The 13,853-nt window shown below is 62.2% G+C and carries 15 protein-coding genes and 1 tRNA gene; 11 read left to right on the top strand and 5 right to left on the bottom strand.

The window, feature by feature from the left end; all coding sequences use genetic code 11:
- Positions 1–22: 22 nt before the first annotated feature.
- Entirely contained in the window at positions 23–4,282 is a 4,260-nt protein-coding gene (locus tag QW379_03130) for a PKD domain-containing protein (protein MEM2869399.1), read from the bottom strand.
- 444 nt (positions 4,283–4,726) lie between these two features.
- On the opposite strand from QW379_03130, the gene QW379_03125 reads away from it, so the two are divergent.
- The 4 genes from QW379_03125 (at position 4,727) to QW379_03110 (ending at position 8,195) form a co-directional block, all read left to right on the top strand.
- Positions 4,727–5,668, top strand: a complete 942-nt coding sequence (locus QW379_03125; protein MEM2869398.1) for a CPBP family intramembrane glutamic endopeptidase — start codon at positions 4,727–4,729, stop codon at positions 5,666–5,668.
- 36 nt (positions 5,669–5,704) lie between these two features.
- Positions 5,705–5,836 carry a hypothetical protein gene (locus QW379_03120; protein ID MEM2869397.1) on the top strand — a complete coding sequence of 44 codons (132 nt, stop codon included), beginning with the start codon at positions 5,705–5,707 and terminating at the stop codon, positions 5,834–5,836.
- 97 nt (positions 5,837–5,933) lie between these two features.
- Entirely contained in the window at positions 5,934–7,343 is a 1,410-nt protein-coding gene (gene cysS / locus QW379_03115; protein ID MEM2869396.1) for a cysteine--tRNA ligase, read from the top strand.
- A 72-nt stretch (positions 7,344–7,415) separates the two neighbouring features.
- Complete coding sequence (locus QW379_03110; GenBank protein MEM2869395.1) at positions 7,416–8,195, top strand: dihydropteroate synthase; 780 nt, start codon at positions 7,416–7,418, stop codon at positions 8,193–8,195.
- A 74-nt stretch (positions 8,196–8,269) separates the two neighbouring features.
- On the opposite strand, the gene QW379_03105 is transcribed toward QW379_03110, so the two are convergent.
- The 3 genes from QW379_03105 to QW379_03095 form a co-directional block, all read right to left on the bottom strand.
- Complete coding sequence (locus QW379_03105; protein MEM2869394.1) at positions 8,270–8,911, bottom strand: TIGR00295 family protein; 642 nt, start codon at positions 8,909–8,911, stop codon at positions 8,270–8,272.
- Positions 8,912–9,076: 165 nt separating this feature from the next.
- On the bottom strand, positions 9,077–9,601 hold the full coding sequence (locus QW379_03100) for a tRNA (cytidine(56)-2'-O)-methyltransferase (protein MEM2869393.1): 525 nt from the start codon (positions 9,599–9,601) through the stop codon (positions 9,077–9,079).
- Between the two features lie 139 nt (positions 9,602–9,740).
- Positions 9,741–9,813: transfer RNA gene (locus QW379_03095), tRNA-Thr, on the bottom strand.
- 98 nt (positions 9,814–9,911) lie between these two features.
- Here QW379_03095 and QW379_03090 point away from each other — a divergent pair.
- The 7 genes from QW379_03090 to QW379_03060 all read left to right on the top strand — a co-directional run bounded on the left by QW379_03090 (position 9,912) and on the right by QW379_03060 (position 12,831).
- The gene (locus QW379_03090) at positions 9,912–10,577 is read left to right on the top strand and encodes an RlmE family RNA methyltransferase (protein ID MEM2869392.1); all 666 of its coding nucleotides are present in this window, start codon (positions 9,912–9,914) and stop codon (positions 10,575–10,577) included.
- A complete protein-coding gene (locus QW379_03085; protein MEM2869391.1) occupies positions 10,559–10,732 on the top strand; it encodes a hypothetical protein in 174 nt (57 codons plus the stop codon). The genes QW379_03090 and QW379_03085 overlap by 19 nt, the downstream gene beginning before the upstream one ends.
- A gap of 86 nt (positions 10,733–10,818) precedes the next feature.
- Entirely contained in the window at positions 10,819–11,226 is a 408-nt protein-coding gene (locus QW379_03080; GenBank protein ID MEM2869390.1) for a 50S ribosomal protein L18e, read from the top strand.
- Between the two features lie 4 nt (positions 11,227–11,230).
- Positions 11,231–11,650 carry a 50S ribosomal protein L13 gene (locus QW379_03075; GenBank protein MEM2869389.1) on the top strand — a complete coding sequence of 140 codons (420 nt, stop codon included), beginning with the start codon at positions 11,231–11,233 and terminating at the stop codon, positions 11,648–11,650.
- Between the two features lies 1 nt (position 11,651).
- Entirely contained in the window at positions 11,652–12,062 is a 411-nt protein-coding gene (locus tag QW379_03070) for a 30S ribosomal protein S9 (GenBank protein ID MEM2869388.1), read from the top strand.
- Positions 12,063–12,071: 9 nt separating this feature from the next.
- The gene (locus QW379_03065) at positions 12,072–12,263 is read left to right on the top strand and encodes a DNA-directed RNA polymerase subunit N (protein ID MEM2869387.1); all 192 of its coding nucleotides are present in this window, start codon (positions 12,072–12,074) and stop codon (positions 12,261–12,263) included.
- Positions 12,264–12,276: 13 nt separating this feature from the next.
- The gene (locus tag QW379_03060) at positions 12,277–12,831 is read left to right on the top strand and encodes a Rab family GTPase (GenBank protein MEM2869386.1); all 555 of its coding nucleotides are present in this window, start codon (positions 12,277–12,279) and stop codon (positions 12,829–12,831) included.
- Between the two features lie 7 nt (positions 12,832–12,838).
- On the opposite strand, the gene QW379_03055 is transcribed toward QW379_03060, so the two are convergent.
- Positions 12,839–13,840 carry an RNA-guided pseudouridylation complex pseudouridine synthase subunit Cbf5 gene (locus tag QW379_03055; protein MEM2869385.1) on the bottom strand — a complete coding sequence of 334 codons (1,002 nt, stop codon included), beginning with the start codon at positions 13,838–13,840 and terminating at the stop codon, positions 12,839–12,841.
- Positions 13,841–13,853 lie beyond the last annotated feature (13 nt).

The following is a 13,853-nucleotide window of genomic DNA, read 5'->3' as shown; positions in this document are numbered from 1 at the left end:
CTTTGTATGCCAGAGGTGGTATTTAACGCTGTGGTTGTGAGTCCATTGGGGGGCGAGGGCCTGAGTGCCACCTGCTGGACCAGAAGGGGGGCAAGGTAAAGAATCTTGACCTCCGCACAGTCCCCGCGATGAGCATGGCCAGCGCAGCGAGCGCTGCGCCCACGCCCGGAACTCCACCGCTCCCACTTTCCGGAAGCACCACCACCGTTACCCTCGCGGTTGAGTAAAAGCCAAGGTCGTCCGTCACCGTGAGTTCCACTATATATACCCCCGGTCTCGCATAGACGTGACGAATCGACGGAGAAGCTGTGGTGCAAGAGTATCCGTCTCCGAAGTGCCAGCTGTACTTAACCACCTCCCCGTCCGGGTCGAAGGAACCGGAAGCGTCCAGCCCAACGGCCTCTCCAGTGAGCGCTATCCTTTTCGCCGTTGACACAAGCGCTGTCGGGACCCGGTTGACCCTCACGGACCAACTGTGTGTCGCGCTCCTCTCCCCATCGCTGGCCACGACCGTTACATTAAACAGACCCGGAGCCCCTCGATGCGCAAATATATACTCCATCGAGGTCTCACCGATGATCGCGGCTCCGTTGAGATACCACTGAAGCCTGACCTCCGCGCTATCCCTGTCGCGCACCAATGCCGTGAATATCTGCCTTCCTCCTGATGGCAAAATCAGCGTATCCTCTCCTGGTTCGACCAGGCAGAACTCAGGAGGCCAGTCGAAGCGGAAGACCCTCAGCTCCCACTCCCTCGCGTCCATATGGCCGCCGTCGTTCACCTCCACCGTTACTGTATGGAGCCCCGCCGAGAGGGCTCCGGCGAGCACCCTGAGTGAAAGGCCAGAAGCGCCCGCGACGGCCAGGCCATCGAGAAGCCACCTCACCCGGGGATCCGGGGACCTCAGAATCACTGAGAATTCGAGGAGCTGGCCCGTGTTGGCGCTTAGCCTTTTTTCGGGCGGATACCATGAGATTATCGGACCGTCCGAGTCGATTACATTTATCGACCAGGTGTGGCTGTCCGCTCCCGTGCCATCGCTCACCTCGGCGGTGAGGAGGTGGCGGCCGGCGGAGGAATAGCTGGGCAGATATGTGAATGAATTCCCCTCCCCCGCCCTCTCGCCGTCGAGTGTCCAGCCCGTCTCCAGAGGGTCCCCGTCGGGGTCGAAGGCCTCGATTCTGAACTCGCACTGCGAGCTCTCGGACATCACCACATCGCCCTCCGGCCACCAGCGTAGAATTCGGGGCGGAGCATTCACGGTGACGGAAAGCTCGTCGACCCCCACCGCGCCGCAATCGTCTGTCACCTTGAGGGTCACAACGAACAAACCCGCCTCCAGATAACGATGGGTCGGTCTCTCGCCGCAGGAGAAGCTCCCGTCCCCGAAGGACCAGTTGAAATCCACAATTACCCCATCGGGGTCGCTCGATGCGCTCCCATCGAAAACCACAACCCCTCCCGCGTTGACACGAACGTCGGGGCCGGCGCGGGCGATGGGCCTGAAGTTTACCCGGAGTTCTATGCTCGCGGCGTTGTTTGCCTCGCTCGCCTCCAGAACCTCGTTGCTCTCGTCCGCCACCGCCCTCAAAACGTAGTCACCCCCCTCCGGCAGCCAGCTGAATGAGAATATAGAGCTCGTCGCAGGGGCGAGTCCCTCCTCACGGTGTACTCTGCCCAAGAGGGTGCCATCGATGTAAAGCGCCACATCGAAGGGGCCGGCGGCCATCGCGCCCGTGTTTCTGACGGTCACGTTTATTCCCATCGCGCTCCCCTCAGTCGGGAGGAGTTCAGGGGTCCGGATGCCCGAGGGGGAAACTGAGAGATCTGGTAAAAAGCCCCCGCCGGTGGAGTAGGGGTTGCCGGTTCTTCTCATGTCATGCCGGAACGACGGCCATGGCTCCTCTCCCGGCCCGCACTGGCCGCCAGCGCACACGCAGTACAGGACGCCATCCCGGGCGGGGACTATAAGCTCGAGAGAGCCGTCGCAATCGAGGTCTGAGATGGCGGGAGTCCCGGAGACCCCTCCTGGAGCTCTGAATAGCCAGAGGGGCTTTCCCGTGGAGCTCAGCGCAAGGACACCGGAATTCGCTCCAAGAAAAAGCTCTGGAAGGCCGTTCCCGTCCATATCCGCGGCCGCTGGGGATGTGAGAACGTCCGCGTCCACTGTCCATAGAGGTCGGCCCGTGTCTCCGGAGAATGCCCCGACCGCACCACTGGACGTGACGGCGACAACGTCCCACGGGGCCCCTCCCGGGACATCAACCAACACCGGCGCGGCACGGATAGGGGAGCCAAGCTTCCAGCTCCAGAGCTCCAGGCCATCCGGCCCGCTGAGGGCAACGAGGCGGCCGTCCTCCGTGCCAAAGACGACATCGAGTAATCCGTCCCCGCTGAGGTCACCTAGGGCCGGAGGGGTGGCGGATGTGCCGGGTCGCGACCAGACCCAGAGGGCCGAGACGCCTCCGCTGATGGCCACCACGCCACTTTGGGTGGGGAGCGCGATGTCGGGCCTTCCATCTCCATCGAGGTCGCCGACGGCCGCGGCCGACTCCACCCTCGCTCCAGCGGGGATTATTCGCTCAAGGCTCCCGTTGCCCCCGGATAGGACTAGGAGCTCGCCGCCACTCGTACCGAGAACAACCTCCAGCTCCGCGTCCTCGTCGAAATTTGCGGACGAGGGGGAGGGGGCGCGGGCACCCAGGTCCCGGGTCCACAGAACCTCGCCATCGGCTCCCCTCGCTGCGGTGAGAGAACCGTCTAGGGCTGAAGCCACAACCTCAAGCGCTGCGTCAGCGTTGACATCCGCAACGAGGGGAGCAGGGGGCTCTCCGATGCCAGGGGCGAGCTCTCGGGACCAATGTTCGAGACCCGTGGCGGCCGAGAGGGCATAAAGCCTGCCGTTTCCACTGAGCACCACAATTTCCCGGCCACCGGTGCCGCGCAGATCGGCGACCTCCGGGGTTGAGAGGGGGGCGGAGCCGAGCTGAGAACTCCACAGGGGAGAGCCTGGAAGGGCTCCCGAGGGCGCGGCGAGCAGGTTTCCACTCCTGCGGGGGTCGTGCTGGAGCTGGGGCCAGCCAAGGGCGGCGGGCTCTCCTGACCTCAGGCAGTAGAGCGTTCTGTCATCCCCGGCGAGATAGACCCGGCCCTCACCGGCGCCACCTATATCGGCAATAACACATGAGGTCCCGTTGAGGGCGGGCACGTTGGCGCTCCAGAGCTCCTTACCGACCCCATTGAACACCCGAACTCGGCCATCCCCGGAGGCGATCACAACCCTTCGCTCGTCTCCAGTCGAGTAGAGAGCTAGGGGGCCAACGGGCCCTTCCGTCCAAACGGCCCACTTGAGCGCGCCAGAGGGGGCCAAACAGGTCAGCCCGCCACCGGAGGAGAGCGCAAGAAGCTCAACTTTTCCGTCAGAATCGACATCGGCGACCGCGAGGGATGACGCCCCGCTAGACCCCACCGAGGCACTCCAGAAGCGCCGACAATCTTGGCCTAAGAGATGGATTGTCCCGTCGCTGCAAGCCGCTGCGATCTCCGGGAGGCCATCCATGTTCATGTCGCCGGCCGCGAGAGGCGATAGAACCGGAGAGGGCAGGGTGTGACACCAGAGGAGGTGCCCCGCGCCTGAAATGGCCATTACCTTCCCCGCGCCCGTGCCTATCGCGACCGCGAGCCGGCCAACCATCTGCGGGTCGAAAACCAACGGTGGAGCGAGCAGGGGCTCTCCTGTGGCGAAACTCCAGACGAGTCTCCCGCAAGAGTTCAGCGCAATAACCCTCCCATCCTCCGTTCCCGCAATAATTTCGACGAGACCGTCGCGGTCGAGGTCGGCCGCGGCTGGAGGTGCGATAATGTTGGTATCAGCGCTGAAGCTCCAGACCAGCCGGCGGTCTCCGGAGAGGGCGTGAACCTCACCACCCTTCGAGACTAGAACAATCTCGAGTCCCCTCCCACCATCAAGGTCTGCGAGCAGTGGGCCGGTGCAGGGCGGGGAGGGCAGGGTGAATGCCCATCTCAGAGAGCCGCTGGCCTCCACAACAAGCACTCCTGCTGTGGCATCGGCCACAACCACCTCCATGATGCCGTCTCCGTCTACATCGCCGAGGGCCGGCGTGCCGATGAGCTGCCCCGGTGTCTCTAAGGCCCAGAGAATTCTCACGGAAGAGGGAGCTGCTGGCGCGGGCACTGAAACCAAGGAGTGGTTCAGAAATGCCAGCGCGAGGAGCGCCGCAGCTACGCTCCGGATGCCCTGAGGTCTGATGCGTTGCGTCAATTAATAAATAAATGGAGGGGTGATAGAAAAAGCTTTTTGCGCCCCCCTCCATTTTCTACCAGCCCCGGCGCCCGGCCGTGGTATGTGATGGCCTTGGACCCGAACTACCTTCTGATATCCACAGCCCTCACGGCCTTCTGTATATGGCGCATTCTCATAGCCATCTCGGTTTATTACGACGCCTCGAGGCTGGGCTTGGACGCGGTTAGCTGGCTCGGGCTCGCGTCCGTCACAGGACTGATTGGTGTGATTATCTGGCTCGTTGTAAGGCCGAGGCCGATTTCATACTACTATTATCCAGGGTATGTTCCGTATCCATGTGTTTCCTATACACAACATAGCCCATGTCCCCCCACTCCTCTGCCCGCTTCCCCACATCCACCAGCTTCCGAGCCCCAGGCGCCTGAATATTCGCCCACCCCGCCGCAACTCCCACAAGGCAACATGCCCGCACCTCATTCGGCATCCGAGACACCTGACACTACAAGTAGCCCGTCCCCCGCTCTACCCCCACTCGGCCCACCAACTGCGCCCCCGACCCCCTCGCTCGCTCCAGCTCCCATGGCCCCCGCGTCCCCTCCCTCGACTCCGATTCATCTCTGCCCCCCTCCCCCTTATGCCTCCCAGTCTCTCCAGTACTACTACTCTCCGCCGATGCACCCTGTCTACACGCCCGTCAGGCCGTGGAGCCCCTACGCGCGCCACCGGGTGCTGGCGGTGTTCGTCGCAGCCATCGCTCTGGCCAATTTCGCCCTGACGCCCATACTACTAGTTGCTCTGGCGGACGTCCCCTTAGATGACCCCGAGGGCGTTATGAGGGCTGTCCTCACGCCTCAGATACTGCTCCTCACAACCCTCGTGCAGGATGTTCTACTCGTGGGCCTGACCTATGTTGCGGTGTTCAGGCCCCGCCACCTTACGCTCCAAGAAATCGGGCTGACGAGGGAGGGGCTGGGAGCCCTGCCCATCGCCGTCGGCGTTCTATCCGGACTCGGGATGCTCGGGGCCTCGCTTGTGATGGGATACGCCATGGAGAGACTGGCGGGGATAGCGCTCGAGGAGACCCTCTTCAGAGTTCCCTCAGACGCCGGCGGCCTGGCCCTCCTGCTAATCGCGGTTGCGGCGGTGGCGCCGCCCGCCGAGGAGTTCTTTTTCAGGGGCTACGCCCTCCCCGCGATCCAGAAGAGGGCGGGGCCGGCTCAGGGCCTCCTGCTCAGCTCGCTTATGTTCGCGGCGGCGCATCTCTCGCTTCCCAGCCTCCTGCCTCTTTTCGTGGCGGGTCTCTGGCTCGGACTTCTCTTCAGGAGATACGGAATTGTGCCATCAATCATCGCTCACGCTGTGAATAACGTCGCGGCAGTGGCGCTCCTCGGGCTGGGCGTCTGAGCCCTTATCTTTTCAGTATGCACCGCCAGATTTATCGTGGTCCGACCCATTGCCGGAGCGATGCCGAGGCGCAAGTACGGCCACATGGTCAGGAAAATAGGAGACGTCCCGCCAGAAAAGTGTCCCCTCTGCCGCGCGGGGAAGCGCTGCCCGGTGCACAGGAAGTAGCCGGAGCGGGAATTCCAGGCTCAGCTTGCAGCGAACGGTCCCTATAGGGGGCCCTCAACAGTTATTAACTCCGAAACCCTTCCCACGGGCGGTAGTGATGGTCCTCAGGGTCCACAACACCGCAACCGGAGAGCTGGAGGAGTTCAGGCCAGTCCATGGCAACCGGGTGCATATGTACGTGTGCGGCCCCACGGTCTACGACTACTGCCATATTGGACACGCTAGGTCCTACGTTGCCTTCGATACAATAAGAAGGTACCTGGAGTACAAAGGCTATACGGTGATATATATCCAGAACTTCACCGACCTCGACGACAAGATTCTTCAGAGGGCCAGGGAGAGAGGTGTGGAGCCGGGGGAAATCTCCAGCTTCTTCATCCGCGCCTATTTCGAGGACATGGACAGGCTCAACGTCCGCAGAGCCAACATTCACCCGAAGGTGACGGAGCACATCCCCGAGATTGTTGAGGTTGTGAAGGATCTCGTGGAGAGAGGCTATGCATATGTTGTGGATGGGGATGTCTACTTCAGCGTTGAAAAGAAGCTCGATACATTCGGCCGGCTCTCGCACCAGAGAATTCAGGATATGCTCGTCGGGGCTAGGGTGGAGCCAGACGAGAGGAAGCGGCACCCGATGGACTTCGCCCTGTGGAAGAAGTCGAAGCCCGGCGAGCCCGGATGGGAGAGCCCGTGGGGGAGGGGCAGACCGGGCTGGCACATCGAGTGCTCCACTATGTCTACCCTCTATCTCGGCCCCACGCTCGATATCCACGGCGGCGGAATGGATCTAATCTTCCCCCACCATGAGTCGGAGGCAATGCAGTCCGAGGCCCACACGGGGAGGCCATTCTGCAGGTACTGGCTCCACAACGGCTTCATCAATGTAAACAAGGAGAAGATGTCGAAGTCGCTTGGCAACTTCTTCACCATCCGGGAGATTCTCGAAAGGTTCGACCCTGAGACGCTGCGCTTCTTTCTAGTGAGCACGCACTACCGGAGCCAGATCGACTTCGCGGACAGCCTTCTGGAGGAGGCGAGGGCGGCAATGGAGAGGCTCAGAGGGGCGGTCGAGGCTCTCAGGCAAGCGCCGGTAGTAGATGAGGTGGCCGAGGCGTCTAAGGAGGTCGAGGCTTTCATTCGAACCGTAAGGGAACGCTTCATTAGAGGAATGGACGAGGACTTCAACACAAGGGAAGCGGTGGCCGCACTCTTCGAGCTCGCGAGCTTCTCAAACCAGAGGCTCCGGGCGGGCGGGTTGAGCGGCGGTGACAGGAAGGCGCTGATATCTGCGTTCATGGAGCTCGGGAGTGTCCTTGGAATTCTGGAGAGGAGGGGCTCCGAGCAGGAGCTCCTCGAGCCCCTCGTGCGCCTCCTTCAGGAAATCAGGCAGGAGGCGCGGTCTAGGAAGGACTACACCACCTCCGACAGAATTCGGGATAGGTTGAGGGAGATGGGAATCATCATCGAGGACGGGGCACAGGGCTTCAGGTGGAGGCTTGCCCGCTGAGGCCAGCGCAATTATCGCAGAGAGTGGTTTGAGAGCAATATATAACTGGGGAGGATATGAAGTCAGGAGGTTGTGGGGGAGGTTGCCGGGATGGCGTTCCTGATGATCGGTGAGCGTCTCAACGTCTTTGCCTCGAGAAGGGTCAGGCAAGCACTCGAGAATAGGGACGAGGGCGCGATAATCGCCATGGCCCGGGAGCAGGTCGACGCGGGAGCTGCCGCTCTCGACGTCCACGCCCAGAGCTGGGAGGACATGAGGTGGATGCTGGAGGCGGCGGGGCGAGCGGGTGTCCCGCTGTGCCTGGACAGCCCCGACCCTGAGATCCTGCGCAGGGGGCTGGAGATGCCCGCTGTGGGCTTCCTGAACAGCGTCGCGGGGGGAAGGCTGGAGCTTTTCGAGTTGGCGAGGGAGAGGGGAGTGAAGGTCGTCGGGATGCTGCATGACGTAACAGCGGAGGAGGTCGTGGAGGCGGCGAGGAGAGCCGGCTTCCCCCTCGGGAATCTATACTTAGACCCTGCGGTGATGCCCGTCTCGCTGGACGCGTCAAATGCGAGAAGGCTTGTCGAGAGGCATCGCGAGCTCAAGAGCCGATTCCCTGAAATAAAGACGATCGTGGGGATATCGAACGCCACCCACGGGATGCCCCGGCCAACGGAGATACGGGCGGTGCTGCTCGTCACACTGATGAATGACGGACTCGACGCCGCGATTCTCAACCCATCGGAACTCGGCTGGTTCGTCCGGGCTCACTCGATTCTGGCGGATGACGGGAGCGGTAGGTCAACTGTGGACTACGTCAGGGCTTACAAGCGTGAGGAGGCGGCGAAAAGGTCGTGCTCCAGTCGGGGTTAATGGTTGAGGATGCGAGGCGTGCACCCCCGGGTGAGAGACGTTCCGGAGCGGGCGCGACGGAGGGAGATGGGTGGTCACACTCGCAACTCGTCAATATCGGCCCCGCAGAGCGCGCTGAGCTCCCTGTGCAGGGCCTCCATCCGCGGAATCATTCTCTCGAGGCCCCTGCGTCCCAGCTCCTCCAAAACCTTGAGCAGAGGGACCTTGCCCTCCTCCCCGGCCAGATTGTCGGCGTGGGCGACTATCTTCTCCTCCAGAGTCTCCGGAATATAGTCCCTCGGAGGCAGCCCGAGCCTTGCGGCCTCATCTCGTTCGATTCCTGCGCCGAGGTGGCGCTCGATAATGCGCACAAGCTCTCCGGGAAGGCCTATTGCCCTCGCAATCTCCGCTCCCTCTACCCCGTGCCTGATGCCATGCGTCCTCGCGCGACCAATGTCGTGCAGGAGCGCGCCGGCCGAGACCAGCCCCAAGTCCACTCCCCCACCTCGCTCGCGAATTCTTCGTGCGATGGCCAGGGCGATTCTCTGCGTCATCCTGCAGTGCGCCAAGACCTCTCCTGTGCACCCGGCTCTCTTCAGAGCATCCAGGCACTCCTCTTCGGTGGGCCAGCGGCTCCTCGCGGAAATCCCTGCCGGCGTGCCTCCCCCCTCCCGCCCACCGTCATTCTCCCGCCCCGGGCCTCTCCCTCCCCCTTCCTCCCCACACCATCGCCTCATCTTTCTCAGCCATCCCCTTTTCTCACAATGATTTCTGCCCTTCTCTTTCCCCTTCCGCCCATCCCGAACAACCGGCCTCTCCTTCAGGTCTCTCTCCCCACCTCCATTTCCCCGCCCTCTTGGGACAGCACTTCCCTCCAACCGCCGCCATGTGCGCCGGCCGGCTCACCCCTCCTCTTCCCCTCTCAGGTCAATGACCTTCTTACCCCTTTTACACGGAATGATTTTAAGGGGCCCGCCGAAGTCCCTCTTCAGCTCCCTGCACCCGAACCATCGGTCGAGGAACAGCGCGAGCGCTGCCACCTCCGAGTGGGGCTGGTTCGTGACGGAAATGTTGAAGTCAGCCATCTCGTAGACCGAGGGCGGAACTTTGGAAGCGCCGACGATGACGAGCGTGGGGGCCTCCTTCGGGAGGCCGTGGACTAGGGGCTCCAGCGGCTCGCCGTACATCGTCAGGTGGACCTTTGTGCCTTCGAAATTCCTGATATATCCCCTCCAGTCGACGCAGGGCTTCACATAGAAGTCTCCGCCGAACTTCGCCACGACCTTTCTTATCCCCACCTCGATAGAGGGGTCGGGCCTAGATATGAGCACGCCATTGGCTCCGAAAGCCCGCGCGACGAGGCAGACGTGAGTCGTGACGCGTCTGTCCCTCTCGGGCCTGTGGCCGATTCTCAGGACCTCGATCACCCAGGACCCCCCTTTGAGACCGGGGCGCCCTCGCTCACCCTCGCCACTCCCTTTTCCCCGCTCCCAATTCCCTCCCTCCTCGTGCGCTCCATATCCCGTCTTTCCATATGGCGGCCACGGGCCCGCGCCCGCTCCAAAGAGCCGCTAGAGGGATTCGGACCCCCGACCTGCTGCTTACAAGGCAGCCGCTCTACCGGCTGAGCTATAGCGGCGGCTGGCCAATAATAGGGCAGGGGGATAAAAGGGTTTGGTGGGGCAATTCGAGCAATAGATAGACTTAACATGGGCCGGAGCGATTTCTGACAGGAGCATGTCCCTACGCTGGTACCTCGCCCGCAAAAAGGACCCCTACTACAGGATGGCTAAGCGCGAGCGCTACCGGTCACGAGCCGCCTATAAGCTCCTCCAGCTCCAGGAGCGCTTCGGGGTCATCCGTCCCGGCGATGTAGTTGTCGACCTTGGGGCGTCCCCCGGCGGCTGGTCCCAGGTGGCTGCGAGCCTCGCCGGTCCGCTGGGGCTAGTTGTGGCGGTGGACAGGGCCCGGATGGCCCCACTAGAAGGAGTGTTTTTCGTCCGTGGAGACCTCCGCAGCCCCTCCACCCGCGAAAGGGTGATGGAGGCTCTAGGGACGAGGCTGGCCGATGTCGTCATCTCGGACATGAGTCCCCACATATCGGGCAATTACTCGATTGACCACGCGCGCTCCATCGAGCTCTGCGAGGCCGCTCTCTCCTTCGCTCGCCAATGCCTCAGGCGCGGTGGCGGCTTCGTCGCCAAGGTCTTCGAGGGGGACATGTTCAGAGAGTTTCTAAAGAAGCTCGAGCGTGACTTCAGGAGCTGCCGCGCCCACCACCCGCCAGCGTCGAGAAAGAGCAGCTCGGAGGTATATGTCGTGTGCAGGGGTTTCAAAGGCGGGCATGGGGTGGGAGGAGATAAGGGAGGAGGGGGGGAGGAAATATGGCCGGGGCGGGAGTGAGAGCCGGTTTCGGAGCTGGAGGAGGAGGGGAGGTGGGAGGAGACTGGGTGGGTGGCGAAGGCGTGAAGGCCGGAATCCACCGGGAGAGAATGAGATCTCGGCGCAGCGGCTCATGGAGCCCCGAAAGGACAAACTGGGAGGGCGAGGAGGAGTAGCATAGGGCTACCGAGCGTGCGTCCGCATCCGGGTGATGGAAACCCTTTTAAACAGTAAGCGCTTTAAGGAAATTCCACCGAGAAAGGTGAGGCGGGATTTCGCTGTGGAGGCGATGGAAGAAATGGGCCGGAGCAACCGCAAGGGAAAAACCAACACCGAGCTCCTGAAGACGATCGAGGAGTTGAGGAGGGTGTCCAGAGAGAACAACGCCCCGGTATGGCGGGCGGTGGCGCGCAGGCTCGAGGGTCCATTGAGGAATTGGGCCGAGGTCAATCTCGACCACGCCAGCGCCTGCGTCAAGGAGGACGAGGTCGGTGTTGTCCCGGGAAAGGTGCTAGGAGACGGGACGGCCCGGAAGGGCCTTAGGCTCGCGGCCTTCCGTTTCACGAAGAGCGCCCGGGAGAAGCTGGCGGCCTCGGGAGGCGCGGCGATGGCCCTAACCGAGCTCGCCGAGTCGAACCCGCGCGGGAGCAGGGTGGTCATTCTGGGGTGACGATGTGGCTCTAATAGACGCCGAGGGGGCGGTTCTGGGCAGGCTGGCGAGCGTGGTGGCCAAGAGGCTGCTCAAAGGAGAGCAAATCACGGTGGTCAACGCAGAGAAAGCGATCGTCACCGGCTCTAGGAGGGACGTGCTCGGGCACTACAGAATGATGCGAAGAGTCGGGAGCACCCGAAAGGGTCCCTACTACCCGCGCATGCCGGACAGAATTCTGAGGCGGACCGTCAGGGGAATGCTCCCCTTCGACAGGCACAAGGGCAGGAGCGCTTACAAGAGGCTCAGCGTGTACATCGGTGTCCCCCCAGAGCTGGAGAAGGTCAGGGCCGAGAAGGTCGGAGTCAAGCCGCTGACGAGCCCCAAATACATCACGCTGGGGGAGATATCGAAACTACTCGGGGCGCACTTCGGAGGTGAGTGAGTTGTCGGTGAGGCCTCATGTCGTCGTTGGCGTCGGGCGCCGGAAGACCGCGCTTGCGAGGGCGACAGTGAGGATGGGGAGCGGCCGCGTGAGGATAAACCGAATTCCACTAGAGCTTTTCACCCCGGAACTGGCGCGACTGAGAATTCAAGAGCCCCTCCATCTCGCTGGCGAGGCCGCTAAGGGGGTTGACATCGACGTGAAGGTCAGGGGTGGCGGTGTGATGGGGCAAGCCTCCGCCGCCAGAACCGCGATCGCGCGAGGCCTGGTCGATTTCCTAAAGGACAAAAGCCTCGACGAGACCTTCAGGGCATACGATAGGAGCATCATGGTCAGCGACGTGCGCCGAAAGGAGCCCAAGCACCAGCTCGGGCGAGGCGCGAGAAAGAAAAGGCAGAAGTCCTACAGGTAGCTGGTCTATATGATAATACCGATTCGGTGCTTCACCTGCGGAAAAGTGATAGGGTCGCTTTATGAGGCCTATCGAAAGAGGCTCGAGCTCGGGGAGAAGCCGAAGGACGTCCTCGATTCTCTCGGGGTCACGCGCTACTGCTGCCGGAGAATGATAATATCCCACGCGGACCTCATAGACGATATAATGCCCTACAGCTGAGGGGTGCGAGGCCTTGCCCATAACCCGCGAGCTCGTGAAGAAGGTCTGCCTCATAGGAGACCCGGCGGTCGGCAAGACGAGTCTCATCCGGCGCTTCGTTCTCGACCAATTCGACGACTCCTACCTCTCAACTATCGGGGCGAAGGTGACGAAGAAAGTCAGGACCGTCGAGCTGCCCCAGCAGAATCTGCGCGTCAATCTGACTCTGATGATATGGGACGTGGCAGGCCAGAGGGAATACCACCAGTTCCACGAGATGTACCTGAGGGGAATGGAGGGTGTGCTCTCGGTGGGCGACCTTACCCGCCCGGCCACGCTCGAGAGCATGAAGCGCTCGCTCTCCCTGGTGGGGAAGCACGCCGGTGAGGCACCGGTCCTGTTTCTCCTAAACAAGGTGGACCTCGTGGACCCCGCCTCCGTTGACCTTACTGAGGTCTACGAGCTAGCGAAGGAGAAGAGAATTCCGGTCGTCCCGACGAGCGCCAAGACCGGCTTGAACGTCGAGAAGGCCTTCGATATGCTCTCGAGCATGATGGTCAATCAATGGCTCGGAGCGCGGCGCGGGTAGGGTGACACTAGGCTGCCCCGGAGCTCCTCCAGCCCTTCGGATAGGTCCCGGGGGGCATAAAAACCCTCTCGGTGGTCACGGCGATTCCCTGATTGAGCTCGAGCATGGCCTCCGAAGTCATCTCCGCCCTCCCCAAGGCTATACCCTCCCCCTTCGCCGTCAGCACCACTACCTTGTCGCCCTTCTGAATCCCACTGTCGAGGGCCACAATCCCCGGAACAGCGAGCCGCGCGCCATGGCACAGAGCGTCGACGGCGCCGTCCCTGACCACCACTGCGGGGAGGTGCTGGAGAAGGCTCTCCATCGGAAGGAGAATCCGGCGCAGCTCTTTCTCGCTGCCCTCTTTCCAGAACACGAAGGCATCCTTCAAGTCGTGAAGCGTCACGGCTGTATCTTCAGTGAACCGCGCCGTACGGACCCTTCGCAGCTCCTGCATGTGGGCGCCAACGCCGAGCACCTCACCGACGTCCTGGCAGAGTGTCCTTATGTATGTTCCGGCCTGGCAGGAGACCCTGAAGAGCACGTCCCGGCCGTCTAGCTCGAGCACTTTGAGCGAGTAGATTCTCCTCGAGCGCTGCTGGCGCTTAACCGCAGAGCGAACCGGGGGGACCTGAAAGATTTCGTCCTCGAATTCCGAGAGAACAGCCCTGACCTTCTCCTCCCTGACGTCCCTGTGGAGTTTCATGTAGCAGATGTATTCCTTGCTGGCGTAGAGCAGAGCCCCGACGGCCTTGGTCGCGCGTCCCAGCGTCACCGGAAGCACTCCCGTGACTCCGGGGTCGAGGGTCCCGCCGTGTCCCGCCCTCTCTATGCCCAGAAGGTCCCTCGTCCACGCCGCGACCTGATGGCTCGTGGGCCCGGCAGGTTTGTCGAGCACCACCACCCCCATCTCGAGCATGGAGTTCAAATCTCGCTGAAGTGGAGCAACGCCGAATGAGGGGTCGCTCTCGTAATCAACTCTGACTAGCCTCTTCCTCTGAATGAAAGAAGGGTCCTGCGTTTCTGCCATCTGAACTCCAGGC

The organism is Thermoplasmata archaeon (assembly GCA_038851035.1).
Lineage (GTDB): Archaea > Thermoplasmatota > DTKX01 > VGTL01 > VGTL01 > JAWCLH01.
This window is presented reverse-complemented; position numbering and strand designations above follow the sequence as displayed.

What these genes read in the sequence shown, in the direction of transcription:
- QW379_03125 (MEM2869398.1), top strand. Translation starts at nt 4,727, where the DNA reads ATGCCCGCACCTCATTCGGCATCCGAGACACCTGACACTACAAGTAGC.
- cysS (MEM2869396.1), top strand. Translation starts at nt 5,934, where the DNA reads ATGGTCCTCAGGGTCCACAACACCGCAACCGGAGAGCTGGAGGAGTTC.
- QW379_03105 (MEM2869394.1), bottom strand. Translation starts at nt 8,911, where the DNA reads ATGAGGCGATGGTGTGGGGAGGAAGGGGGAGGGAGAGGCCCGGGGCGG.
- QW379_03090 (MEM2869392.1), top strand. Translation starts at nt 9,912, where the DNA reads ATGTCCCTACGCTGGTACCTCGCCCGCAAAAAGGACCCCTACTACAGG.
- QW379_03085 (MEM2869391.1), top strand. Translation starts at nt 10,559, where the DNA reads ATGGCCGGGGCGGGAGTGAGAGCCGGTTTCGGAGCTGGAGGAGGAGGG.
- QW379_03065 (MEM2869387.1), top strand. Translation starts at nt 12,072, where the DNA reads ATGATAATACCGATTCGGTGCTTCACCTGCGGAAAAGTGATAGGGTCG.
- QW379_03055 (MEM2869385.1), bottom strand. Translation starts at nt 13,840, where the DNA reads ATGGCAGAAACGCAGGACCCTTCTTTCATTCAGAGGAAGAGGCTAGTC.